The following is a 23736-nucleotide window of genomic DNA, read 5'->3' on the forward strand; positions in this document are numbered from 1 at the left end:
TGAGCTTGAGCCCGCGCATGTCCAACTGCAGCTTGCCGGCCAAAGCGGGGTTGAGCATTTCATAGCGGCACACTGAGCCGACGAGCCCGGCGGCGTAATAGTTGGCGTAGTCGGAATTTCCGTGGTGGCCGAGTCGGGTGTCGTCTGGCTTCTTGTCGAAGAAGTGTTTTGCGGCGGCTTCGATGTTGCGGGAGTTTGGGGTGATGGAAAGATCAGCGTTGAGGGTGAAGCCATCCTTCGCAGTGGTGTATAGGTGCCCTTCGATTTCCTGGCTCTCGACAAAGTCGTTCACATATCCGACGTACTTCGCCAGTTTGTCAAGGTCGGACAAATTGGCTTCTGGGTCCCCTTGCTTCACTCGGCTGACCAAGGCGTTCCAACCGGCAATATGCGCACTTGCTTCATCGTTCCGGTTGATCGCCAGCATCTGATCCAACGGCGTGCTGTAGTCATGGACTGCCTGACCGCTTTCAACGACGCTCCTGACATCGGCGTCGAACTGTTGGAGACCTTGCCTCGTGCGCTCACGGTTGATGCCATGCTGTATTTCATGCCCCAGGAGGAAGGTAAGCGAATCTCTTTGCCTGAGATTCAAGAGATCGCTGTGCTTCAGATTGATGGTTTGTGTGTCGGGCCAGTAGCTGGCTCCCGCGCTCTCGCCTTCGGGCATGAAGGCGAAGTGTTTCAAATGACCTTGCGCGACGGCGTCGTTTATCTGCCGCATCAACACCGGCGATTCCTCGATGACTGCGCGCAGGTTTCGATAGGACGCTGATGTCGGGTCACCGACTTCTCGGATCATGCGGTCGAGTTGGGGGCTGATGGCGCTCACTGCATTGCCTCCAAGTCCACATCTTTCACCACGAAGCCAATGGACACTCTCTTGATGCAGTCATGCGAAATCTTTTCAAGGCTCTCGTCGCTCTCCCCGACGATTCCGATTTCTACTTCGACCACTCCGCGTTCGTATTGCTTGGCGGGACTTTCACGACGAGTGCTGCCGACATGCCGATAGCCCATCTGGAGGAGCGCTTCGTGGAACTGCGCCGCGTCCAACTGGCAGATGTCCGTCTTGGGAGGATGCTGGTCGGAGTGTCTTTTGTAGAACGCCAAGCCCAATTCGGCAAGATGTGTTGCGCCGTTTGGCCCCCAGAGATATCTGTACCGCCAGTTCTCCGTGAGTAGCTGAGATATCACATATGTGTCGTTAGCGGGCTTGTCAGAGAAGGGCTTCATCGGAAACCCAGTGAACTGCGCGACCCGCTCGATGGTCAGGTCTTGCGGCTCACGCACGCTATCGATGAGCGCCAGCAGTCGGCGCAGCACTTCAGGCGCGTCAAGCCGAGGCGCCTCTGTGAAAACTGAACTGGACATGGTTTCTTTCTGCGGATGAAGTACGGCTTTGTCGGTCGTCGATGAACAGGCGCCGAGCGCAAGTCCGACCAAAAAACAAGCGAGGGCGCGAGCCAGAAAGCCCGTTGCCAATTTGTTCGAATTGTCAAAATTAATCAGGTCAACGGAAGCCGCAAAGCGCGAAGTTCGCGGGCCAACTATGAAAATTGTTTGAAGCTCCCGAAGAAGACTTCGGCCGGCCAGGCTGTGGCCGACCCCGATGAATCGATTCACCTTTTCCTCCCTGTGCATAGGAATTTTTATCGCATTCTATGCACGCCTCCGCTATAGCCTGAACGCATTGCAACGAGCAAACTTTTGGCCAGTTGTTAGGCAAAACAGAAGCCCCTCCTTCGCAATTCCTGATTGCGCGTCTGCATCTCAGCAATGACGATGAGGCTCCAATTACCATCCGTCAAAGAGGCGACATGAGAAAAATCACAATGGGTCTGAATGCCACGATCTGGACAGGTCTGGCGGCTGGCCTGCTGGCATTGCAGGCACCCGCGGTCGCGCAATCCAACTGGCCCGAGAAGCCCGTCACGATGGTCGTGCCTTATTCGGCGGGCGGGCCCACCGACGTGGTTGCGCGCATGCTCGCGATCCCGATGGGCAAGTCGCTCGGGCAGACAGTCGTGGTTGAAAACACCGTCGGCGCGGGCGGCACCATCGCGCCGGCACGCGTGGCGAGAGCCGCGCCCAACGGCTACACGATCCTCATCCACCACATGGGCGTGGCGACCGCACCGGCGCTCTACAGGAAGCTGGCGTACGACCCGCTCAAGGACTTCGAATACGTCGGGCAGGTCCTCGATGTGCCGATGACGCTGCTGTCGCGCAAGGACTTTCCCGCCAACAACTTCCAGGAACTGCTCGCCTACGTGAAGGCGAACAAGGACAAGGTGTCCCTTGCCAATGCCGGCGTCGGCGCGGTGTCGCAGCTTTGCGGTCTACTGTTCACGCGCCAGATTGGCGTCGAACTCACGACGGTGCCCTACAAGGGCGCTGGTCCGGCGCTCAACGATCTGATGGGCGGGCAGGTGGATCTGCTGTGCGACCAGACCACGCAGACCGCGCCCGTCATCAAGCAAGGAAATCGCGTGAAGGTATTCGGCGTGACCACGCCGACGCGCCTGTCGAGCATGCCCGACATCCCGACGCTCGACGAGCAGGGCCTCAAAGGCTTCGACGTGCGCGTATGGCACGGCATCTATGCGCCCAAGGGCACGCCGCCCGCCGCAATCAAAAAGCTCAACGCCGCCCTGCGCGTCGCGTTGCAGGACGACAGTGTCAAGGAGCGCCTTGCCGACCTGAGTTCGGAAATCGTGCCGATGGACAAGGTGACGCCCGAAGCCTTGCGTCGGCACCTGGAGGCCGAGGTCGCCCAATGGGGCAAGGTAATCCAGGAGGCGGGCATCCAGGGCGAATGACTGGAACTCAGCGCCAAGGCCCGCTAGTCGGAGAGTTCGATCAGCACCGGCTGATGGTCGGATACCTTCGTCCGCAGATCGACCTCTACGCGCCGCACGCGCGGCGCCAGGGCGTTGCTCACGAACACGAAATCGCAGGCGATCGGATCGGGGCCGTAGGTGCGGTCGAAGAGCCTGAAGGTCGCGTCGTGCGCACGATCTGGATGAGCCAGCGGCCATGCGTCCTGCAGGCGCCTGTCGGGCGTGCCGCCAGCCGGCAGCGCCGGATCGGTGAAGGGTTCCTGGATCGCCTCGTAGGCGGGGTCCGAGGCCGCCATGTTGAAGTCGCCGCAAAGAATGGCCTGCGGCGTGTGCAGCTTGGGCTGAAAAGGCGAGCCGCGATACTCGACAACAGGCGGCGCCGCGGCCTGCTCGCAGGCTTGCACGTGCAACTCGCGAAGCGCCTGGGCTTGCGCGAGGCGCTGCGGGGCAGAGTAGTACTCCAGGTGCGTGGTCATCACGCGCAGGGCGCCGAGTTCAGGGCTGCTCAGCGTGACGACGCTGCACATGCGCGGCATGCTGGTGACGCTGGGATCGGCGGGCCAGGGCAGCGGATGGTGCTGAACGCGAGACACCGGCAAGCGGGTCGCGATCAGGTTGCCGAAGCGCTGGCGCCGGCCGTCGGCATCGAACTCATCCACGGCAGCACCGAAGAAGACCTGGAAGCCGGGAAGCAGGGCCTGGATCTCCGCCGGCTGGTCGCCGGGCCGGCCCGGCATCTCACCGAATCCGGAAGCGATTTCCTGCAGGCACAGCACGTCGAAGTCGCCCATCGCGCGCGCACCTTCGATGATGCGTTCGGGGCTGACGACCCCATCCAGCCCGCAGCACCATTGGGTATTCCATGTCACCAGTTTCATTTGATGCCAGCCCTCATGAAGCTCTGGACGAACTGTCGCTGAAAGAGCAAGAAAGCAATCAGCAATGGCGCGGATGTCATCAATGTCGCCGCGGTAATCACGGACCAGTCGACGCCTTGGTCTACCGAGGAGAACACCTGCAAGCCCACCGTCAGCGGCCGGGCGTTGACGCTGTTGGTGATGATCAGCGGCCAGAGGAAGTTGTTCCAGTGAAAGCTGATCGAGACCAGTGCGAAGGCGGTGTAGACGGGTTTCGCGAGCGGCACGTAGATGCGCCACAAGGTCTGCATGGCGCTCGCGCCTTCGACGCGCGCAGCTTCGTCCAGCTCTTTGGGGATGCCGAGGAAAGTCTGCCGAAGCAAGAAGATCGCGAAGGCAGACGCGAAGTAGGGAAGCCCGATGGCCACCAAGGTGTCGACGAGTCCCAGCCGGGCCATGGTCTTGTAGTTTTCAACCACGAGGATGTCCGGCATGATCATCAGCTGCACCAGCACGAGCGCGAAGGCGATACCCCGGCCCTTGAACTCATAGCGGGCAAAGGCGAATGCGGCAAGCGTGCCCAGCACCACTTGCACCGCGAGCACCATCGCGACGAGCAGCGTGGTGTTGAGGAAATAGCGGGCAAAGGGCGCGGCTTCCCAGGCGCGCCTGAAGTTGTCCAGCGTGAGCGGCGCAGCGAGGGCGAAGCGCGTCGAGTATTCAGCGGGATGAAAGGCCGTCCATACGGCATAGGCGAGCGGCAATATCCACAGCAGCGCCAGCATCCAGGCCGCCACTGTGTCGAGCCACGTCGGCTCATTGAACGCCAGCCGCTGTGCTTTGACGGCGGCTTTCATTTGTAGTGAACCCTCTTGTCCAGCACGAAGAACTGGAAGAGCGCAATCCCGGCGAGCACCACCACCAGCACCACCGTGATCGCCGACGCATAGGCGGTGTCCCAGAAGCTGAACCCCACCTCGTACAAGTGATAAAGCAGCAGGATGGACGCGTTGTCGGGCCCGCCGCGCGTCAGCACGAAGAGGTGGTCGACCATTCGAAACGCATTGATGAAAGCGTTGACCAGGACGAAGAGCGTGGTCGGCATCAGGAGCGGCCATTGCACGCGTCTGAAGAAGTACCAGCGGCTGGCGCCTTCGATGGCAGCCGCTTCGCGCAGGCTCGGGTTGAGGGTCTGCAGTGCGGCCAGGTAGAAGATCATGAAGAAGCCGGCTTCCTTCCAGATCGCCACGAGCGTGACTGCGCCAAGCGCCGTCGAAGGGCTGCCCAGCCAGTTGTGCGACGGCAGGCCGAGCGCGCCGGTGATCTGTTCGAGCAGGCCGTACTGCGGCGTGTAGAAAAAGAGCCAGATGTTGGCCACGGCGATCATCGGCAGCACCGTCGGCGTGAAGTACGCCATGCGCAAGAAGGCACGGCCCGCGATGCGCTCGTTGACCCACAACGCCATGACGAGCGCCAGCCCGATCGACAGCGGTATGGTTGCTCCGGCGAACCACAGGTTGTTGCGCACGGCCTTCCAGAACACCGGGTCGTCGACCATCACCGCATAGTTCTCGAGCCCGACCCACACGCCCGGACGATTACCCTTGGGTGTCGAGAAGAAGCTGTCGATCAGCGTCGAGACGGCCGGCCAATGCGTGAAGGCGACCAGCAGCACCAGCGCCGGCAGCAGCATCAGCCACGCGTGAATGGCGTTGCGCGATGCGGTACTCCCGGCGGCGATGCTTTGGCTGGCCATCTGCTGGGTCGGATGCTTACTTGAATGAGCGCAGGATGCGGTCGGCCTCTTTTTGAGCGTCCTGCATGGCTTGAGCCGGCGTCTTCGTGCCGGTCAATGCCGCCTGCAGCCCGTCGTTGAGCGCCTTGGTCACGCGCTGGTTGTCGTGCGTGGAGAACTCGGCAACGGACACCGGCAGCTGATCGCGGGCCACCAGCGCGGCCGGGAAGTCGCGACTATATTTGCGCAAGGCGTCGGTTTCGTAGGCGGCTGGCGAGACGGCAACGTAGCCAGTGTCGATGCTCCATTGGGCGGCGCGTTCAGGTTGGGTAATCCACTTGATGAACTTGAAGGCCGCTTCTTGCTGCGCGGGTGTCGACTTCTTGAAGATGTAGAAATTGCCCCCGCCCGTCGGCGAGCCCTTGCGGCGGTTGCCGGGGATCATGCCGACACCAAAGTCGAACTTGGCGTTGGCCTTGATGTTGGTGAGATTGCCCGTGGTCGTGAAGATGATGGCGGCCTTTTTCTCGAAGAAGTCCTTGGGCGTCGTGCCCCACTCGACCACCCCCGGCGGGTGAACACCCGCCTTGCCGAGATCAACCCAGTACTGCAGCGCTTCGATGACCTTCGGGTCGTCGAACTTGACGGCGGTGCCGGCCTCGTTCGCCAGAATCGCATCGTTGGGCGTGGTCAGCGTCTGGAAGAGCCAATAGGGAAAGCCGCTCGACGGAATCTGCACGCCCCATTGCGTGACCTTTCCGCTCGCGTCCTTCTTCGTCAGCTTGGCTGCCGCCTCCTTGAGTTCGGCCCAGTTCGTCGGCGGTTTGTTGGGGTCGAGGCCGGCTTCCTTGAAAGCTTCCTTGTTCCAGTACATCACGACGGTCGAACGCTGGAACGGAATGCCCCAGGTTTTTCCGCCGGTCTGGCTGTTCATCATGAAGGCCTTGTAGAAGCCGCCGAGCCACGCTTTGTCGTCCGCTGTTTTGATGAAGTCGTCGAAAGGAACGATGGCGTCTTCGTCGATCAGCGTGAACATGTCGGTCGACAGCAGCACCGACGTGACCGGCGGCGTGCCGGACTTGTGCGCGGTCAGCGCCTTGACGATGGTTTCCTGGTAGGTGCCCGCGTAGATCGGCGAGACCTTCACACCGGGGTTTTCCTTCATGAAACCGGCCGCGAAGCCGTCGATGGTCTTGGCAATGGGGCCGCCCACCGCGACGGGGTAGTAGAACTGGAGTTCTACCGGTGTCTGCGCATGCAGCAGCCCGGAAGTGGCTGCAAAAAGGCCGCTGGCCGCCAGAAAGGGGACTGCGAGCGTCTTGATGAAAGTCTTGCGTTGCATGGTCTTCTTTTCCTTCGTTGAATCGTCGGGTGGTGCAATGGTTGGCTCAGTCAATCGATGCGTCGCCCGGCCGTGTCGAAGCCGTGGGCGTCCTCGCCGGCCCAGCGCAGGCCCACGCGCTGACCCGGCTCGGCAAGGTGCCGCCCGTCCGTGCGAACCAGGAGCATCTCGGTGCCTATCCGACAGCGCAGAACGAGGTCTGCACCCAGGTATTCCACACTTTCCACGGTGGCGCCGATGCCATCCGAATCGAGCGAGATGGCTTCCGGCCGAACGCCGAGTGTTGCGGCCTTCAGGCCCACCTTGGTGTCGCTCCCCGCGATGCAACCGTCTCCCAGCGCGATCAGGTTCATCGGCGGGGTGCCGATGAACCGGGCGGAAAACGTGGTCGCTGGCTGCGCATAAAGGTCGCGCGGGGCCCCGGTCTGCTCGACATGGCCGCGGTTGAGCAGCACGACCTGGTCGGCCATGCTCATTGCCTCCGCCTGATCATGGGTAACGTAGATCACCGTGAGTCCGAGTTGCCGCTGCAGATCCCGCAATTCGCGGCGCATCTCCTGGCGAAGCTGTGCGTCCAGGTTGGACAGCGGCTCGTCCATCAGGCACACCTTGGCTTGCGCCACCAGCGCGCGGCCGAGCGCCACGCGCTGTTGCTGGCCCCCCGAAAGCTGAGAAGGCTTGCGATCGAGCAGCTCGGCCAGCCCAAGCAAGTCCGCTGCGTGCCGCAGCCGTTCAATCCGTTTGGACTGCGGCATCTTGCGCACGGAAAGTCCGAAGGTGATGTTGTCCGCCACGCTCAGGTGGGGAAAGAGCGCGTAGTTCTGGAACACCATGGCGATCCCGCGCCTTGCGGGGGGCAGGGCCGTGACATCGTGGCCGTCGATCAGCACGCGTCCGCCCGTGGCGGTCTCCAGCCCGGCGACGATGCGCAGGGTCGTCGACTTGCCGCAGCCGGACGGACCGAGCAGCACACAGAACGAGCCAGGCTCGATATTCAGATTGACCGCATGCAGGGCGGTGGTGTCGCCCCACGATTTGGCGATGTCGATCAACGCGATGGAAGACATCGATTCAGTATATGGACGTCTTGTGACACCCCGTTGCAAAGAAGGCTCAGTGTTTTCCTGATCGAGTGTTGGTGGGAAACTTCGCTACAGTGATCTCGCCGTCCAGGCATGCACACACCAAGGAACACTCTTATGAGCAAAAAAGTCGCATACGTCACCGGAGGCATGGGAGGCATTGGAACGGCCATTTGCCAGCGCCTTCACAAGGACGGTTTCACCGTCATCGCGGGCTGCGGCCCCACCAGGGACTTCGGCAAATGGCTCGCGGAACAGAAGGCCGAAGGCTATGAGTTCCACGCGTCGGTCGGCAATGTCGGCGACTGGGAATCCACCGTCGATGCCTTCACCAAGGCCAAGGCGGAGCACGGCACCATCGACGTCCTCGTCAACAACGCGGGTATCACCCGCGACCGCATGTTCCTGAAGATGACCCCCGAGGACTGGAGCTCGGTGATCGAGACCAACCTCAACAGCATGTTCAACGTCACCAAGCAGGTGGTGGGCGACATGGTCGAAAAGGGTTGGGGCCGCATCATCAACATCAGCTCGGTCAACGGCGCCAAGGGGCAGGCCGGCCAGACCAACTACTCGGCCGCCAAGGCCGGAATGCATGGCTTCACCATGGCCCTGGCACAGGAACTCGCCGCCAAGGGCGTGACGGTCAACACCGTGAGCCCGGGCTACATCGGCACGGACATGGTCAAGGCCATCCGCCAGGAAGTGCTGGACAAGATCGTGGCCACCATCCCGGTCAAGCGCCTGGGCGAACCGAGCGAAATCGCCTCCATCATCGCGTGGCTCGCGACCGACGAAGGCGGCTATTCCACCGGGGCCGACTTCTCGGTCAACGGCGGTTTGCACATGCACTGAGGATTGGCCGCAGACCATTCAGCAAGAGACCCGCTCAGGCGGGTCTTTTGCTTTCTGGGCGGCCACGTGTTTCGCGGCTACAGTCATAGCCGCCCGGTCAGTCGTTCAAACGGCCTATAGCAAGGAGACCAGAAATGAGCCCAGCCGCCCCGGCGCATGCAAAGCCGCCCATCTACAAGTCGCTCTATGCGCAGGTGATCACCGCGGTGGTCATCGGCGTGATCCTCGGACACTTCTATCCCTCGGTGGGCGAGACGATGAAGCCGCTGGGAGACGCCTTCATCAAGCTCATCAAGATGATGATCGCGCCGATCATCTTCTGCACCGTGGTCGTCGGCATCGCCGGCATGGAAGACATGAAGAAGGTGGGCAAGACCGGCGGGCTCGCCTTGCTCTATTTCGAAGTCGTCAGCAGCATCGCGCTCGTGGTGGGGCTGGTGCTGGTGAACGTGCTGAAGCCGGGCGTGGGCATGAATGTCGATCCGGCTTCGCTCGACACGCGCGCGCTGGCTGCGTACACGGGGCCCGGCAAGATGGAAGGCACGGTCGACTTCCTGATGCACATCATCCCCAACACGCTCGTGGACGCATTCGCCAAGGGCGAAATCCTGCAGGTGCTGTTGATCGCGGTGCTGTTCGGCTTTGCCTTGCATCGCTTCGGCGGCCGCGGCACTCTGGTCTTCGACGTGATCGAGAAGGGCTCGCACGTGCTCTTCGTGATCGTCGGCTACATCATGAAGCTGGCGCCCATCGGGGCTTTCGGCGCGATGGCCTTCACGATCGGCAAGTACGGCATCGGCTCGCTCTTCCAGCTTGGCAAGCTGATGGGGACGTTCTATCTCACGTGCCTGCTGTTCATCTTCGTGGTGCTGGGCGCGATTGCGCGCTTCCACGGCTTCAGCATCTGGAAATTCATCAAGTACATCAAGGAAGAACTGCTGATCGTGCTTGGCACTTCGTCCTCCGAATCAGTGCTGCCGCGCATGATGGAGAAGATGGAGAACCTCGGCGCGAACAAGACAACTGTCGGCCYGGTGATTCCCACGGGCTACTCGTTCAACCTCGACGGCACGTCGATCTATCTCACGATGGCGGCGGTCTTCATCGCGCAAGCGACCAACACGCCAATGACCCTCATGCAGGAGATCACGCTGCTGGCCGTGCTGCTGCTGACCTCGAAGGGCGCGGCGGGCGTCACCGGCAGCGGCTTCATCGTGCTGGCAGCAACGCTGTCGGCGGTGGGCCACGTGCCGGTCGCGGGGTTGGCGCTGATCCTCGGCATCGACCGCTTCATGTCGGAAGCGAGAGCGCTCACCAACCTGATCGGCAACGGCGTTGCGACCATCGTGGTCGCCAAATGGACCGACGAACTCGATACCGCGCGGTTGAAGGCGGGGCTGAACAACGAGACCTGGGTCGAGGCGCAGGAACCGGAAGACCTGGTCAACGCCCGTACGGGAAAGATGGCCACTTGAATCGGCCACGGGCGTCGTTCTTGCAGAATGCAAGGCGATGCCCCACAGCGTTTCACTGATCAACACCGTCGCGGCAGGCCTCGGCCTGGCGCTGCTGCTCGGCTTTCTGGCGGCGCGCCTGCGATTGCCGGCGCTGGTGGGCTACCTGCTGGCGGGCGTGATCATCGGTCCCTTCACGCCCGGTTTCGTTGCCGATGCCGAGATCGCGGCGCAACTCGCCGAAATTGGGGTGATGCTGCTCATGTTCGGCGTGGGCCTGCATTTCTCGCTCGACGATCTGCTCGCGGTCCGAAAAATCGCGTTGCCGGGCGCGCTGTTCCAGATGATCGTGGCGACCTTGCTCGGGGGCGCCTTGGCCACTTGGTGGGGATGGAGCCTTGGCGGTGCCCTGGTCTTCGGCCTGGCGCTTTCCGTTGCCAGCACGGTGGTCCTGCTGCGTGCGCTTGAAAACCTCGGCTTTCTCGATTCCTTCACCGGCCGCATCGCCGTCGGCTGGCTGGTGGTCGAAGACCTGGCGATGGTGCTCGTGCTGGTGCTGCTGCCACCTTTGGCGACGGCGCTCGGCGGTGCCGATGCGGGTGCCGAGAACCTTCCTATCTGGCAGACGCTGGGCCTCACGCTGCTGCAGGTCGGCGGCTTTGTCGCACTGATGCTGGTCGTCGGGCGCAGGGTGTTTCCGTGGCTCCTGTGGCAGGTCACCCGGACCGGTTCGCGCGAACTCTTCACGCTTTGCGTCGTCGCGGCCGCGGTCGGCATTGCGTTCGCATCGGCTTCGCTGTTCGGCGTCTCGTTTGCGCTGGGCGCCTTCTTTGCGGGGATGGTGATGCGCGAATCGGAGTTCAGCCACCGTGCCGCCCAGGAATCGCTTCCGCTGCGCGATGCGTTCGCGGTGCTGTTCTTCGTTTCGGTGGGGATGTTGTTCGATCCGGCTGTGCTGGTCGAGCGTCCCTTGCAGGTGTTGGCGGTGGTGCTGGTGATCGTGGTTGGCAAGTCCGTCGCCGCTTGCGCGCTGGTGCTGCTCTTTCGCTATCCGCTGGGCACCGCGCTCACGGTCAGCGCGAGCCTGGCGCAGATTGGCGAGTTCTCGTTCATCCTTGCCGCACTGGGTGCCCGTCTGGGGCTGCTGCCAATGGAGGGCCAGAGCCTGCTGCTTGCCGGTGCGCTGATCTCGATCGCGACCAATCCGCTCTGGTTCAGCCTGATCGCTCCGCTGCAAAGGTGGCTGCATGCTCATTCGTCTTTCGCGCGCGGGCTGGAATCGCGGGACGATCCTTTGGCCGAACTGCCGACCAGCACGGCGGCGCGCTATCTGTCACGGCAGGTCGTGCTGGTCGGATACGGCCGCGTCGGGAAGCGAATCGCCTCGGCCCTGGCCGCTCACGACGTTCCTTTCGTGGTCGCCGAGCAGAACCGGGAACTGGTCGAAAAGCTGCGCGAACAGGGCATTGCGGCAGTTTGGGGCGACGCCTCCGATCCAGGCGTGCTGGTCCAGGCGCATATTGCTCGCGCGCGTGTCCTGGTGGTGGCCACGGCCGATGCAATCAATGTGCGGCAGATGATCGAAACCGCACGAACCCTCAATCCGGCCATTCAGACGGTGATCCGCAGCCACAACGAAGACGAGGCCAACCTGCTGGCGAAGGAGGCCTGCGCGACGGTGTTCCTGGGCGAGCACGAACTTGCCCAAGCGATGGCTCGAGAAGTGCTTTCGCACGCCGCGGCCGCATGATCCTTCAGAGGTCTTCGATCACGAGTGCCCTGTACCGCTGGGCAATCGAGTAGGGCACTTCGCGCACGAGCATCATGAGCCGCTGCGCCGAGGCTTCGTCCTTGGTGCGAACGAGCAGCGCCGTGTGGCCTTCGCGCGCAAGCTTGGTATAGGCCCTGACGGTCGCCCCGTCGGTTCCGGCGGAAGGAAGCGGGTTGTCGGTGTCGCGGACGGTCGGCGTGATCTGCTCCAGCACGACGTGTGGCGGAATCAGATAGACCTCGTCGCCACTGAAGCCTTCGTCGATGAGTTGGTGCCCAATGCGGCTCGCGTCGGCTGCGTGCGGAAACATCACGAACGAATGGCCCGAAGGATAAAACGCGCCCCCGACGGCTGCGGTCATGTGCGGTGCCAGCGTGAAATGCTTCATGTCTCCTCCTGAAGGTGGATTTACGAACATTGAGCCTAGCCGTCTCATTGGTCAAGTCATGCGCGCGTTCAAGAGGGCGGCGCGAGAGGTGCAAAATTCATACTAATGGTCACATTTGTGACGATTCGTGATATTGTGACTAGCCGTTGCAGCGGCGGTTGCATAGGATCAACCGCTTACTTGATGTCGTCGCTAACTCTATGTCGCAACTGCGAAATATCGCCCTTACCGTCCAGGAACTCGAAGAAGGCGAGTTCTACTGGGTGTTGATGGAGGCGACCGACTGTGTCGTCGAAGATACGCTCTCTTACCTGCCGATAGAGGCGGCAAGCGAGCCGCAGGTCACGTACTCCAATGCTTTGGTCGCGGGTGTGGCAGCAATCCGAAAAATGTTTGGCAAGGACGGCCCGCGGAGTTGAGCGGGCTGCCTTGGAATCAGGGGGAAACCATGCGGAAACTTGGAGCGGCCATCGCGGCCGGCATTGCTGTGTTGGTGGCCGCGGGCTGGTTCTACCGGCCCTCCACGTCGGCCGAGATCGCCGCCTGGGTGCAGACGCTCGGTGTGCTCGCAGCCATTCTCTGGGCCGTGCGGCTGCAATTGGCGGTATCCAGGCAGAACCTGCGACAGGCGGGCCAGGTCGCTTCCATCTTTGCAAGCCACATGCACTGGGTCTTTCGTGAGCTGAGCGACGCCTGCGGCAAGCGCAGCTGGGCCGACTACACAGTGCACCGCCGCATCCTCCAGGAGGTGCTTTCGCAAGGCCGCGAAGTCACGCTGCAAATGCTGGACGGCCGATCGCTCGCCATGGTGAGCAGCCTGCGCACCATCGCTGTGGAAGCATTGGAGATGACCGAGGGCCACAGCGACGCCGGCAATTGGCCGCATCTGCATCTTTACTTCGAGCGGCGCCTCCCGAGCATCGCCGCATGGTTGTCGGCCACGGGCAATCCGCCCGAAAGCAATGGCCCGACCGACTATGCCGGTCTGCGAACGTCCTTCGGACAACTCGGCAGTCTCTAGCCAAAAGCCGGCCGCATGGCCGCGTACAGCGCCTTGAAGCGCGCATGGCGGGTCGTCAGGACACTTGCGTTCGATGGATCTGGCTCGAATCTCTGCCGCACCGGCGGACGGCGGCAGACTTCCGCTTCCGACCCGCCATCCGCCAGCCAAGCCAACCGTGCCGCGCCCATCGCCCCGCCGGCTTCGCCCCCCTCGCACACCGCAAGGGGCACTTCGAGGATGTCCGCCAACCGCTGCGACCACCACGCGCTGCGAGCACCGCCGCCGACCAGCACCAGATCGCCGGCCGGTCGCGCGAGGGTGTCCAGCCCGTCCCGCAGCCCGAAGCTCACGCCTTCCGCCACTGCATAGGCAATCTCCGCCGGTCCGTGCGCGTGCGTCAGCCCGAAGAGCACACCTTGCGCGCGGGTGTCGTTGTGGGGCGAGCGCTCGCCGGAAAGATAGGGGAGAAAAAAAGGCGAATGCTCGCGGCCGGCGGCGTTCAGCGTTGCGGCGGCAGCCAACAGCGCGGCCTCGTTGCCCAGGCCGAATGTGCGCGCAGCCCAAGTCACTGCGCTGGACGCCGACAGCATCACGGACATCTGGTGCCAGCGTCCCGGAAGGGCATGGCAGAAGGCGTGTACGGCCTGTGACGGATTCGGCTCGAAGTGGTCTCCGCACACGAAGATGACACCGGATGTGCCCAGCGACACGAAGCCTTGGCCCGCTTCCACCAGCCCCATGCCCACGGCACTCGCTGCGTTGTCGCCGCCACCGCCCGCGAGCGGAATGTTTTCGGGGAGCCCCCATCGCCGAGCCAGCTCGGGCTTGAGCCTGCCGGCGATCTCGCTGCCTTCGACCAGGTCCGGCATGTGCTGTCGACCGAGTCCGCAGGCGGCGAGCAGTTCGTCCGACCAGTCGCGAGCGGCGATATCGAGCCACAGCGTGCCCGACGCGTCGGACATATCGCTCGCGCGCGCGCCGCTCAGCTTGAAGCGCAGCCAGTCCTTGGGCAGCAGCACGCAGGCGGTGCGCTTGAAAAGTTCCGGCTCGTGCTCGCGCATCCACAACAGCTTGGGCGCGGTGAAGCCGGGCATCGCAAGATTGCCGGCGATGTCTGTGAGGCGCGGCACGTGCGCCATGAGGGCTTCGCACTGCTTTGCGCTGCGACCGTCGTTCCAGAGAATGGCGGGCCGCAGAACCTCGCCGGCCGCGTCCAATGCGACGGCGCCGTGCATCTGGCCCGAAAGACCCATGGCACGAACGGCAGCAAGCGACTCTGCATTGCTCCGGCGCAGCGCCGCCATGACCGTCTCCAGGGCTTCCCACCATTGCTCGGGCGACTGCTCCGACCACAGCGGTGAGGGCCGGCTCACGGTGAGCGGCGCGCGGGCGAGCGCAATGATGCGGTGGTCCGCGCCGAGCAGCAGCGCCTTCAGCTCCGACGTGCCGAGATCGAGCCCGAGGTACACGGCCGTTTCCTTCAAGCGATGCTGCCGAAACGGCTGTCGCTCTGGCGCCGGAACTCGGTCGGCGTCATGCCCTTGATCTCGAGAAAGCGCCTGTTGAAGTTCGCGACATTGTTGAAGCCGACCTGATAGCAGATGTCGGTCACGTAGTGGTCCGTCTGCATCAGCAGGTGGCAGGCGCTGTTGATGCGGACCCGGTTCACGAAGTCCGTGAAGCTGTTGCCAGTCGAGCGCTTGAAGAAGCGGCTGAAGCGGCTTTCGCTCATGCCGAGTTCGCTGGCGATGTCGGCCATGACGATCGGATCCGCCAGGTTGGACGTGATCCGGTTGACGATGATGTTGATCTGGTCGACCTCCACGTCGCCCTCGACACCCTGCATCTGCACGTTCGAAAGCAGCCGGTAATCCGTGCAGTGGACGAGTTCGTCCAGGTATTCGAGAAAGCGCGACAAACGCTGCAGGCCATGTGCCGCCTTGACTGCATTCCAGTGCGCGAGCGCACGGTCCGCGAGGCCGAAGAACTCGACGCCGTGGCGCGCGCGTTCGAGCAACTGCAGCGTCTCGCGCAGCTCCGGAATCTCCGCTGCCGCGCGCTCGATCGGCTCATGGCGAAACTGGATGACTCGGTCGCGTCCGATGGCGCCGCCTTCCGGCGCATCGAGCGAGATCCAGTTGTGAGGAAGCCGCGGTCCGCACAGCACGAGATGACCGGGCTGGAAAGGGCCGATCCAGTCGCCGACGAAGGCCCGGCCCGAAGTCTCCGTGATGAGATGAAGCTCGTACTCTTCGTGAAAGTGCCAGCGCACCAGCGGGCTCGGAAAGCCGTGCGCGAGGCAGCGCAYGAGGCCGCTTTCTTCCGGCGCCTCGTAGCCCAGCGATGGCGAGCGCGTGATGTCGCGCTCGAGTTCGGGCTCTCGATGGCGGGGCAGATGCCTTTGGCGCGCCGATGTCATGGAAACGGACCTTCTCTTTGCCTCAGCTCATCACATTACCACCGTCGACGTTGAGCGTTTGCGCCGTGATGTAGCGAGCCTCGTCGCTCGCGAGAAATACCGCGGCGTCGGCGATATCGTCCGGACGCCCCATCCGCCCGAGCGGGACTTCGAGCCCGACCTGGCGCTTCTTCTCGCCCGGCTGGAGATTCTGGTATTTGGCGAAGAGCGAATCGACATGGGCCCACATGGGCGTGTCGACGACGCCCGGCGAAATCGCATTGACGCGGATGCCATGCGGCGCCATCGCAAGCGCGGCGCTTTGCGTGTAGCTGATGACCGCCGCCTTCGTCGCGCAATAGTGAGAGACGAGCGCTTCGCCGCGACGACCTGCCTGCGAAGCCATGTTGATCACGGACGCGCCTTGCGCCTGCACGTCCACCATGTGCTGAAGAACACGCTGCATGACGAAGAACATGCCCTTGACGTTGACCGCAAAGAGGCGGTCGAACGAGGCTTCGTCGCTCTGCAACAGCGGTGCCATGTCGAACAGTGCGGCGTTGTTGACGAGCGTATGGATCGGCCCGTGCGCCGCCTGCGCCGCATACAGCATGCCGCCAACGGAAGGCATGTCCGTCACATCGGCTTCGACATAGGCGAGCGCATTCGGGTGCCGCCGCCGAAGCGATTCGACGCCATCGGAAGGCTGCGCCGTCCTGTCGGCCAAGGTGCATTTGGCGCCCTGGGCAAGGCAGGCTTCGGCGATGGCCAGACCGATGCCGCCACCGGCACCGGTGATCAGTACATGCCGTTGCGCGAGTCGGCCTGTGCTTGCTGTCCTCACAGTTGCCTCCGTCATTTTCCGGCTCCCTTGATGAATGCCTCGACACGCATCGCAGCCTTGCGCAAGGCATCGACCAGCCGGGCATCGCCGGCAGCATCGCCCCACAAGGCGGGGTCTGCGCTCAGCGCGGCGACCGGATCGGCTGCTTCGCAGATGGCGTGCGCTACGGCTTCGTCCATTCCCTGATCCTGGTAGACGTAGGGCAGCGTCTTTTCATGCCAGCGTTGCAGGAAGGCGAGGAAAAGGGCAGGGAGCATGGCGACGCTGTCGATGGATTCGCCGCGCCCCAGGCGCTCGCGCACCGTCGGTGCGATGAAGCCGGGGATCTTCGAGAAGCCGTCCATCGCCACGCGCTGGTTGGTGTCTCGTATTGCAGGATTACCGAAGCGGTCGAGCACCACGTCGCGGTACGCCGGAAGGTCGACGGGACTGGGATTCGCGGACGTGTTCAGGCAGGGGATGACGTCGTCCGTTACGTAGTCGAAAGCCATGCGCCGTATCGCGGCGTTGCGGGTGCCTTCGTGGATGTACTGCAGACCCAGCAGCGTTCCGGCCCAGGCGATGCAGCTATGGCTTGCGTTGAGGATGCGGATCTTCGCTTCTTCATAAGGCGAGACCGAATCGACCAACTGCACGCCGACGCGGCCCCAGTCGGGTCGGCCATTCACGAAGTCGTCCTCGATCACCCATTGGATGAAACTCTCGCCGGTGACCGGCGCGGCGTCGTCCCAGCCGCTGGCTTGCAGCACGCGCTGACGCAGCTCTGGAGGGGGTCGGGGCGTGATGCGGTCGACCATCGCATTCGGGCAACGCGTTTGCGTGCGGACCCAATCGGCCAGATCGGTCTGGCCCGCCTGTTCGATGAATTCCAGCAGTCCCTTGCGGAAGCGGTCGCCGTTGTGGCGCAGGTTGTCGCAATTAAGCAGCGTCACCGCGCTCGAATTGGCGCCGCGTCGCGCACGCAGGATCGCGCAGATGGCGCCGTAGATCGTCGCGCCCGGATGTCCCTTGCGAGCCCGATCGAGATCCGCCGCCAGATCCGGCGCAGTGAAGTCCAGCTTGTCCATCGGATCGAGGTAGTAACCGGCCTCGGTCACGGTGAACGAGATCACCCGCGTGCGTGATTCAGCGCCACGCGCGATGACTTCGCGCAGCTCTGGGTCATAGGCCAGCACTTCCTGGATCGACGTGATGCGCTGGTAGCGATATTCGCCGGCGGGCGACACGGTTTCCAGCGTGTACTGGCCGCCCTGGGCGCGCAGCGCGTTTTCCACGTCGGCCATGTCGGGCCGCAGATTCGCGCCAATGAGCGACCAGCGCGTGTCGCCAGCATCGATCAGCGCCTGCAGGTACACCGCCTGATGCGCGCGATGGAAGGAGCCGAGCCCGAGGTGGAGCACCGCGAATTCGGAAGGGGAGGGATGGGCCATGGAAGCAACTCAGGCGGCGACCGTTCGGCCTTCGCGGTTGAAGAAATGAAGTACGGAAGGATCGAGTTCGACGCTGACCGGATCGCCCGCCTGCAGGTCGGTGCGCTCGTTCTGGCGCGCCACCAAAGGCACGCCGCCGACGTCGATGTGGATCAGCGTGTCGGCGCCGAGCGATTCGACCAGCTCCACGCGAGCTTGCGCGCCGACGCCGTGCCCGTCGTGATGCACGCGCAAGCCCTCGGGCCGCACACCAAGGAAGCCATCCTGCGGCAGCCTGCCGCCTGTCAGCGCAGAGAAGCTCGGTATCGCCTTGGCCTCCACCATGTTCATCGACGGCATGCCGATGAACTGCGCGACGAACTGGTTGGCAGGCCGGTCGTACAGGTCCATCGGCGTGCCGACCTGCTCGATCAATCCATCGCGCAGCACGACCACGCGGTCGGCCAATGTCATGGCTTCGACCTGATCGTGCGTGACGTAGATGCTGGTTGCACCCAGCGCACGATGCAGCTTGTGGATTTCCACCCGCGTGTTGCCACGCAGGGCCGCATCGAGATTCGAAAGTGGCTCGTCGAAAAGAAACACCTTGGGCGCGCGCACGATTGCGCGACCGATGGCGACCCGCTGGCGCTGACCGCCCGAGAGCTCCTTCGGCGTGCGGTTGAGGTATTGCGTGAGGTTCAGCGTCTTCGCGGCGTATTCGACCTTGGTCTTGATGACGTCCTTCGACACCTTCGCGAGCTTGAGTGCGAAAGACATGTTGTCGTACACGCTCATGTGCGGATAGAGCGCGTAGCTCTGGAACACCATCGCGAGATCGCGCTTGCCGGACGGCGTGTGCGTGATGTCCTTGCCATCGAGCAACAGCTTGCCGCTCGTGATCGCTTCGAGCCCCGCAATCAGCCGCAGCAGCGTCGACTTGCCGCAACCCGAGGGACCGACGAACACGATGAACTCGCCCTTGTCGATCTCGAGATTCACGCCCTTGATGACGTGCGTTTCCCCGAAGCTCTTCTGGATATTGTCGAGTTGCAGGTAGGCCATCAAATGTCTCCTTGAATATTTGCCACCACCATCGGCGCGAAAGGCCCCCCACAGCGAGGCCGCCACGGAACCGGCTCAGCCGGGCCGCCGGCGGCGCCCCCGGCAGGGGGTAGGCGAAGCGACACGCAGTGCGCGCAGCCTGGGGGCGAGCTCATTTCACCGCCCCGAAGGTCAGACCCTGGACGAGTTGCTTCTGGCTGAACCAGCCGAACACCACGATGGGCGCGATGGCCATCACCGACGCCGCAGAGAGCTTGGCCCAGAAGAGGCCCTCGGGACTGGAGTAGGACGCGATGAGCGTCGCGAGGGTGCCGGCTTTTGCGGAGCTGAGATTGAGTGCCCAGAACGCTTCGTTCCAACTCAGCACCAGGCAGAGCAGCCCGGTGGAAGCCAGCCCGCCAATCGAGAGTGGCAGCACCACGTGCCGGAACTCCGTCCACAGGCTGGCGCCATCCATGCGCGCGGCTTCGAGGATCTCCGGCGGGATGTCCTTGTAGCTCGTGTAGAGCATCCAGACCATGATCGGCAGGTTCGACAGCGTGAAGACCACGGTGAGTGCCGTGCGCGTATCGAGCATCCCGGCGGTCTGCGCGAGCACATAGATCGGCACCAATGCGCCCACGGCCGGCATCATCTTGGTGGAGAGCATCCACATGAGGATGTCGCGCGTGCGCTTCGTGCGAAAGAAGGCCATCGAATACGCGGCCGGCGCGGCGATCAGCAGGCCGATGATCGTCGAGCCAACGCTCGTGATGAGGGAGTTCTTTGCATAGAGCAGGTAGTCGCTTCGGCGCTGCACTTCGGTGAAGTTCTCCAGCGTCGGCTCGAAGATGAAGAGCGGCGGAACGTGGATGGCCTGCAACTCCGTCTTGAACGAAGTCAGCAGCAGCCAGCCCAGCGGAAAGAAGAGCAGCAGCGTGACGGCCCAAGCGACGACCGTGCGCAGTGCGAGGGGAAAGATGTTGGTGGTTTGCATGATGCGGCCCTCAGTCGAGGTTCTTTCCGATGATGCGGATCAGGAAGGCCGCGACGATGTTGGCCAGCACCACCGCAAAGAGCGCGCCCGCGGAAGCCACCCCGACGTCGAAATTCATCAGCGACTGCTTGAAGATGAGGTAGGTGAGGTTGGTGCTCTCGTTGCCGGGCCCGCCATTAGTCGTGACCGCAATTTCGGCAAAGACCGAAAGCAGAAAGATCATCTCGATCATGATCACCACCGCCATCGGCCGCCCGAGGTGGGGCAGGGTGAGATAGCCGAAGCGCTGGACGGCCGTGGCGCCGTCCATGCGCGCGGCTTCCATCTGCTCACGGTCGAGCGACTGCAGCGAGGTAATGAAGATCAGGCAGGCGAACGGCAGCCACTGCCAGGCGACCATGATGATGACCGAGAACAGCGGCACATCCGTGAGCCAGTCGACGGGCTCGGCRCCGAAGCTCCGCCACAGGTCCGCGAGGACGCCGTAGATCGGGTTCATCATCATGTGCTTCCACAGCAGCGCGTTCACCGTGGGCATCACGAAGAAGGGCGAGATGAGCAGCACGCGCACGATGCCGCGCCCGGGAAAGGGCTCGTTCACCAGCAGCGCAAGCCCGACGCCCAAGCCGACCGTGATGATGATCACGCTGCCGATCAGCACCAGCGTGTTCCACACTGCCGGCCAGAAGTCGGGGTCGGTGACGAAGTAGCTGAAGTTCTCGATCCCGTTGAACGTGCGCTCGCCGGGCTGCATCAGGTTGTAGTTGACGAACGAAAAGTAGATGGACATCAGCAGCGGCACGAGCATCCAGAGGACGAGCGTGATCACGGCCGGCGCCATCAGCGTCCGAGGCAGCAAGCGGTTCATAAGAAGACCCCCATGGCATGGCTTTTGTCGTGAGTTGCCGCGGACCCGGCTTCGCCGGGCCGCTGGCAGCGCCACCCGCAGGGGGTGGGCGAAGCGACACGAAGTGCGCGCAGCCTAGGGGGCTACTTGTAATAGCCGCCCTTCTTCATCTCGCGTTCGGCGGCCGTCTGTGAGGTCTTCAATGCCTGATCGACCGTGACCTTGCCTGAAAGCGCGGCGCTCATCTGCTGGCCGACAGCGACGCCGATGGCCTGGAACTCCGGAATGGCCGCGTATTGCACGCCCACGTAAGGCGACTTGGGCAATGTGCTGTCGTTGGGGTTGGCGGTGTCGATCGCCTTCTTTTCGGCATCGGCAAAGCGCGCCGCCTTCACGAATTCGGGTGATGCGTAGGTCGTCTTGCGCGTGCCGGTCGGCACCGAGCCCCAGCCCTCTTCCTTCGCGACGAGCTTGACGTAGTCCTTCGACGTGGCCCACTTCACGAAAGTCTGCGCCGCATCGACCTTCTGCGAACTGGCGGGAATCGCCAGCGCCCAAGCCCAGAGCCAGTTCGCGCCCTTCGGCGTCACCGCCACCGGAGCCTGCGCGAAGGCGACCTTGTCCGCCACCTTCGATTGCTTCGGATCGCTCACGAAGGAAGCCGCAATGGTCGCATCGACCCACATCCCGCACTTGCCTTCATTGAAGAGCGCAAGGTTCTCGTTGAAGCTGTTGGCCGAGGCGCCGGGCGGGCCGTAGGCCTTCATGAGGTCGACATAGAAGCTGACTGCGTCATGCCAAGGCTTGGAGTCGATCTGCGGCTTCCAGGTGGTGTCGAACCATTGCCCGCCATTGGTGTTGACCATCGTCGTGAGGAGCGCCATGTTGTCGCCCCAGCCCGGCTTGCCGCGCAGGCAGATGCCGTAGACGCCGCCCTTCGGGTCGTGGATCTTGCCGGCCAGTTCCTTGACCTGCATCCAGGTCGGTTGCTCGGGCATCTTGAAGCCGACCTTGTCCGCGAGGTCCTTGCGGTACATGAGCATCGAGCTTTCGCCGTAGAACGGCGAGGCGTAGAGCTTGCCGTCCACTGAGAGGCCGCTGCGGATCGCGGGCAGCAGGTCGTCGACGTCATAGGCGGCATCCGTCGCAATGGGCAGCAGCCAGCCTTTCTTGGCCCAGATCGGCGTCTCGTACATGCCGATGGTCATCACGTCGAACTGGCCGCCCTTGGTGGCAATGTCCGTGGTCACGCGCTGGCGCAGCGTGCCTTCTTCCAACGTGACCCACTTCACCTTGATGTCCGGATGCGCTTGCTCAAAGAATTTGGTGAGCTTCTGCATCTCGATCATGTGGCCGTTGTTGACGGTCGCGACGACAAGCTCGGTGTCGGCGTGCGCCAGGCCGGCGGTTGCGGCTGCCGCTGCGACTGCGAGCACCAGGCCCGCCTTCAGAAAACGCTTCATGTTGTCTCCTTGGTTCGACGACAGGCGTCGCCGCGCCCAGATTCTGGAGACTCTGAATTGCGGGTTTGGTACTTCTTCGGCCAGTGCCGATACTTAATTGCACCAGTTGATTGGTGACTTCCCTAATTCGAGCAAGAAGTGATGTGCCGCTCGATGGGCTTGGGCAGTGCGTTCAGGCGGCTTGCAACGCGGGTGCGCGATCGCCAAAGCGGCTGCCCCAGGCAGCGATTGCCAAAGCCACGAACGTGATGGCGGCACCCGCCCACGGAAGATCGGCCAGGGGAGCGCCGGCGGCGAGCATGCCGCTGCCGATCCACGCGCCCGTTGCGTTGCCGAGGTTGAAAGCGCCCTGGTTCAGCGTCGACGCCAGGTTGGGCGCGGCGCTCGCGTGCTGCACGATGAGCGTCTGCAGGAGCGGCACGAGCGCGAATGACAGCGTGGTCCAGACCAGCATCAGCACGACGGTCGGCGAGCGCACCGGCAAAGCGAAATGCAGGAGTGCCAGCACGAGTGCGTTGAGGCCCAGCACCAGCAACAGTGAAGGCACGAGCCGCCGGTCGCCCAGCCGCCCGCCCACCGTGCTGCCGATCGTGAGCCCGACGCCCAGCAGGAGCAGGATGGGCGCCACCGCAGCCTCTGAGAAACCGCTCACCTGGGTCAGCAGCGGTGCGATATAGGTGAAGACGCAGAACAGGCTCGCGGATGCCAACGCGCCCGTCGCGAGTGCCAGGAGGACGCGGGCGTCCGCGAGCACGGTGAATTCGCGCAGGATGTTGCTCTTCTGCATTTCGATGTGGCGGGGCAGCAGCACGATCAGCGAAGCCACTGCGCCCAGTGCGATCACGACGATGGCTGCGAAGGTCATGCGCCAGCCGTAGTGCTCGCCGATGATGCGGCCAAGCGGCACGCCCAGCACGTTCGCCAGCGTGAGGCCGGTGAACATCAGGGCGATGGCTTGCGAGCGCTTGTTCGGCGCAACCAGCCCCGCAGCGACGACCGAGCCGATGCCAAAGAAGGTGCCGTGCGCGAGCGCGGTAATCACGCGGGCGACCATCAGCATCGCGTAATTGGGCGCGAGCGCGCAAAGGAGATTGCCCACCACGAAGAGCGAAGCCAGCGCGATCAGCGTCGCCTTGCGCGGCAGGCGTGCCGTGGCGACTGCAAAGACGGGCGCACCGATGACCACGCCCATGGCATAGGCTGTGACGAGAAGCCCCGCCTGCGAAAGCGTGACGCCCAGATCGAGCGCCATTTGCGGCAACAAGCCCATGACCACGAATTCACTGGTGCCGATCGCGAAGGCCGCGGCGGCGAGCGCCAGCAGGGCAATGGGCATGCGAGACGAAATGGCGGAAGTCGCTTCGGTGTGCTGGGTCATGCGAAGGTGCTGAAAGGTGCTATCGG

23 protein-coding genes are annotated in these 23736 nt (G+C 63.3%); 6 read left to right on the forward strand and 17 right to left on the reverse strand.

Annotated elements, in window-relative coordinates:
- Both AC1DMA_RS27560 and AC1DMA_RS27565 read right to left on the reverse strand, forming a co-directional pair.
- Positions 1–832 (reverse strand): hypothetical protein (locus AC1DMA_RS27560; protein ID WP_478146120.1); only part of this gene is annotated, 832 nt, incomplete at its 3' end.
- A complete protein-coding gene (locus AC1DMA_RS27565) occupies positions 829–1626 on the reverse strand; it encodes a hypothetical protein (protein WP_478128323.1) in 798 nt (265 codons plus the stop codon). The genes AC1DMA_RS27565 and AC1DMA_RS27560, both read right to left, overlap by 4 nt.
- Before the next feature lie 194 nt (positions 1627–1820).
- Between AC1DMA_RS27565 and AC1DMA_RS27570 the strand changes: the two genes are divergently transcribed.
- A complete protein-coding gene (locus AC1DMA_RS27570) occupies positions 1821–2822 on the forward strand; it encodes a tripartite tricarboxylate transporter substrate-binding protein (protein ID WP_478146121.1) in 1002 nt (333 codons plus the stop codon).
- A 23-nt stretch (positions 2823–2845) separates the two neighbouring features.
- Here the strand turns inward: AC1DMA_RS27570 and AC1DMA_RS27575 are convergent, their stop codons facing one another.
- Genes AC1DMA_RS27575 through AC1DMA_RS27595 form a run of 5 tightly spaced genes read right to left on the reverse strand, consistent with a single transcriptional unit; the run spans position 2846 to position 7844 of the window.
- Positions 2846–3721: an endonuclease/exonuclease/phosphatase family protein gene (locus AC1DMA_RS27575; protein ID WP_478146122.1), complete on the reverse strand. Its 876-nt coding sequence runs from the start codon at positions 3719–3721 to the stop codon at positions 2846–2848.
- The gene (locus AC1DMA_RS27580; RefSeq protein WP_478146123.1) at positions 3718–4557 is read right to left on the reverse strand and encodes a carbohydrate ABC transporter permease; all 840 of its coding nucleotides are present in this window, start codon (positions 4555–4557) and stop codon (positions 3718–3720) included. The genes AC1DMA_RS27575 and AC1DMA_RS27580 overlap by 4 nt, the downstream gene beginning before the upstream one ends.
- Positions 4554–5456, reverse strand: a complete 903-nt coding sequence (locus AC1DMA_RS27585) for a carbohydrate ABC transporter permease (protein WP_478128319.1) — start codon at positions 5454–5456, stop codon at positions 4554–4556. Before AC1DMA_RS27585 ends, AC1DMA_RS27580 begins: the two co-directional genes overlap by 4 nt.
- Positions 5457–5472: 16 nt before the next feature.
- The gene (locus tag AC1DMA_RS27590) at positions 5473–6777 is read right to left on the reverse strand and encodes an ABC transporter substrate-binding protein (RefSeq protein ID WP_478146124.1); all 1305 of its coding nucleotides are present in this window, start codon (positions 6775–6777) and stop codon (positions 5473–5475) included.
- A gap of 50 nt (positions 6778–6827) precedes the next feature.
- Entirely contained in the window at positions 6828–7844 is a 1017-nt protein-coding gene (locus AC1DMA_RS27595) for an ABC transporter ATP-binding protein (protein ID WP_478146125.1), read from the reverse strand.
- Between the two features lie 132 nt (positions 7845–7976).
- Between AC1DMA_RS27595 and phbB the strand changes: the two genes are divergently transcribed.
- The 3 genes from phbB (at position 7977) to AC1DMA_RS27610 (ending at position 11918) form a co-directional block, all read left to right on the forward strand.
- Positions 7977–8714: an acetoacetyl-CoA reductase gene (phbB, locus tag AC1DMA_RS27600; protein WP_478128316.1), complete on the forward strand. Its 738-nt coding sequence runs from the start codon at positions 7977–7979 to the stop codon at positions 8712–8714.
- Positions 8715–8848: 134 nt separating this feature from the next.
- The gene (locus AC1DMA_RS27605; protein ID WP_478146126.1) at positions 8849–10189 is read left to right on the forward strand and encodes a dicarboxylate/amino acid:cation symporter; all 1341 of its coding nucleotides are present in this window, start codon (positions 8849–8851) and stop codon (positions 10187–10189) included.
- Positions 10190–10226: 37 nt separating this feature from the next.
- Positions 10227–11918, forward strand: a complete 1692-nt coding sequence (locus tag AC1DMA_RS27610; protein WP_478128314.1) for a cation:proton antiporter domain-containing protein — start codon at positions 10227–10229, stop codon at positions 11916–11918.
- A gap of 4 nt (positions 11919–11922) precedes the next feature.
- Here the strand turns inward: AC1DMA_RS27610 and AC1DMA_RS27615 are convergent, their stop codons facing one another.
- Positions 11923–12327, reverse strand: a complete 405-nt coding sequence (locus AC1DMA_RS27615; RefSeq protein WP_478128313.1) for a hypothetical protein — start codon at positions 12325–12327, stop codon at positions 11923–11925.
- Between the two features lie 158 nt (positions 12328–12485).
- Here AC1DMA_RS27615 and AC1DMA_RS27620 point away from each other — a divergent pair, with 158 nt between their 5' ends.
- Both AC1DMA_RS27620 and AC1DMA_RS27625 read left to right on the forward strand, forming a co-directional pair.
- Positions 12486–12746: a hypothetical protein gene (locus AC1DMA_RS27620; RefSeq protein WP_478146127.1), complete on the forward strand. Its 261-nt coding sequence runs from the start codon at positions 12486–12488 to the stop codon at positions 12744–12746.
- Positions 12747–12775: 29 nt separating this feature from the next.
- Complete coding sequence (locus tag AC1DMA_RS27625; RefSeq protein ID WP_478146128.1) at positions 12776–13348, forward strand: hypothetical protein; 573 nt, start codon at positions 12776–12778, stop codon at positions 13346–13348.
- On the opposite strand, the gene xylB is transcribed toward AC1DMA_RS27625, so the two are convergent.
- From xylB to AC1DMA_RS27670, 9 genes are all read right to left on the reverse strand, one after another.
- The gene (xylB, locus tag AC1DMA_RS27630) at positions 13345–14799 is read right to left on the reverse strand and encodes a xylulokinase (protein ID WP_478146129.1); all 1455 of its coding nucleotides are present in this window, start codon (positions 14797–14799) and stop codon (positions 13345–13347) included. The two genes, AC1DMA_RS27625 and xylB, sit on opposite strands and share 4 nt — an antisense overlap.
- 11 nt (positions 14800–14810) lie before the next feature.
- Complete coding sequence (locus AC1DMA_RS27635; protein WP_478146130.1) at positions 14811–15749, reverse strand: AraC family transcriptional regulator; 939 nt, start codon at positions 15747–15749, stop codon at positions 14811–14813.
- Positions 15750–15771: 22 nt separating this feature from the next.
- Positions 15772–16587, reverse strand: a complete 816-nt coding sequence (locus AC1DMA_RS27640; protein ID WP_478146131.1) for an L-iditol 2-dehydrogenase — start codon at positions 16585–16587, stop codon at positions 15772–15774.
- A complete protein-coding gene (gene dalD, locus AC1DMA_RS27645; protein WP_478128307.1) occupies positions 16584–18002 on the reverse strand; it encodes a D-arabinitol 4-dehydrogenase in 1419 nt (472 codons plus the stop codon). Before dalD ends, AC1DMA_RS27640 begins: the two co-directional genes overlap by 4 nt.
- A 9-nt stretch (positions 18003–18011) precedes the next feature.
- Complete coding sequence (locus AC1DMA_RS27650) at positions 18012–19046, reverse strand: ABC transporter ATP-binding protein (protein ID WP_478128306.1); 1035 nt, start codon at positions 19044–19046, stop codon at positions 18012–18014.
- 151 nt (positions 19047–19197) lie between these two features.
- Positions 19198–20022 carry a carbohydrate ABC transporter permease gene (locus AC1DMA_RS27655; protein ID WP_478128305.1) on the reverse strand — a complete coding sequence of 275 codons (825 nt, stop codon included), beginning with the start codon at positions 20020–20022 and terminating at the stop codon, positions 19198–19200.
- A 10-nt stretch (positions 20023–20032) separates the two neighbouring features.
- Positions 20033–20890 carry a carbohydrate ABC transporter permease gene (locus tag AC1DMA_RS27660; RefSeq protein ID WP_478128304.1) on the reverse strand — a complete coding sequence of 286 codons (858 nt, stop codon included), beginning with the start codon at positions 20888–20890 and terminating at the stop codon, positions 20033–20035.
- Between the two features lie 122 nt (positions 20891–21012).
- A complete protein-coding gene (locus AC1DMA_RS27665) occupies positions 21013–22332 on the reverse strand; it encodes an ABC transporter substrate-binding protein (protein ID WP_478146132.1) in 1320 nt (439 codons plus the stop codon).
- Positions 22333–22504: 172 nt separating this feature from the next.
- Positions 22505–23710, reverse strand: a complete 1206-nt coding sequence (locus AC1DMA_RS27670) for an MFS transporter (RefSeq protein WP_478146133.1) — start codon at positions 23708–23710, stop codon at positions 22505–22507.
- Between the last annotated feature and the right edge of the window lie 26 nt (positions 23711–23736).

The sequence above is a fragment of the Variovorax sp. 05N34 genome (assembly GCF_056397405.1).

Excerpts from the sequence above, each read along its gene's own strand:
- dalD (WP_478128307.1), bottom strand. The coding sequence starts at position 18,002 with ATGGCCCATCCCTCCCCTTCCGAATTCGCGGTGCTCCACCTCGGGCTC.
- AC1DMA_RS27615 (WP_478128313.1), bottom strand. The coding sequence starts at position 12,327 with ATGAAGCATTTCACGCTGGCACCGCACATGACCGCAGCCGTCGGGGGC.
- AC1DMA_RS27665 (WP_478146132.1), bottom strand. The coding sequence starts at position 22,332 with ATGAAGCGTTTTCTGAAGGCGGGCCTGGTGCTCGCAGTCGCAGCGGCA.
- AC1DMA_RS27580 (WP_478146123.1), bottom strand. The coding sequence starts at position 4,557 with ATGAAAGCCGCCGTCAAAGCACAGCGGCTGGCGTTCAATGAGCCGACG.
- AC1DMA_RS27670 (WP_478146133.1), bottom strand. The coding sequence starts at position 23,710 with ATGACCCAGCACACCGAAGCGACTTCCGCCATTTCGTCTCGCATGCCC.
- AC1DMA_RS27595 (WP_478146125.1), bottom strand. The coding sequence starts at position 7,844 with ATGTCTTCCATCGCGTTGATCGACATCGCCAAATCGTGGGGCGACACC.
- AC1DMA_RS27625 (WP_478146128.1), top strand. The coding sequence starts at position 12,776 with ATGCGGAAACTTGGAGCGGCCATCGCGGCCGGCATTGCTGTGTTGGTG.
- AC1DMA_RS27640 (WP_478146131.1), bottom strand. The coding sequence starts at position 16,587 with ATGACGGAGGCAACTGTGAGGACAGCAAGCACAGGCCGACTCGCGCAA.
- phbB (WP_478128316.1), top strand. The coding sequence starts at position 7,977 with ATGAGCAAAAAAGTCGCATACGTCACCGGAGGCATGGGAGGCATTGGA.
- AC1DMA_RS27590 (WP_478146124.1), bottom strand. The coding sequence starts at position 6,777 with ATGCAACGCAAGACTTTCATCAAGACGCTCGCAGTCCCCTTTCTGGCG.
- AC1DMA_RS27655 (WP_478128305.1), bottom strand. The coding sequence starts at position 20,022 with ATGCAAACCACCAACATCTTTCCCCTCGCACTGCGCACGGTCGTCGCT.
- AC1DMA_RS27575 (WP_478146122.1), bottom strand. The coding sequence starts at position 3,721 with ATGAAACTGGTGACATGGAATACCCAATGGTGCTGCGGGCTGGATGGG.
- AC1DMA_RS27650 (WP_478128306.1), bottom strand. The coding sequence starts at position 19,046 with ATGGCCTACCTGCAACTCGACAATATCCAGAAGAGCTTCGGGGAAACG.
- AC1DMA_RS27585 (WP_478128319.1), bottom strand. The coding sequence starts at position 5,456 with ATGGCCAGCCAAAGCATCGCCGCCGGGAGTACCGCATCGCGCAACGCC.
- AC1DMA_RS27570 (WP_478146121.1), top strand. The coding sequence starts at position 1,821 with ATGAGAAAAATCACAATGGGTCTGAATGCCACGATCTGGACAGGTCTG.
- AC1DMA_RS27610 (WP_478128314.1), top strand. The coding sequence starts at position 10,227 with ATGCCCCACAGCGTTTCACTGATCAACACCGTCGCGGCAGGCCTCGGC.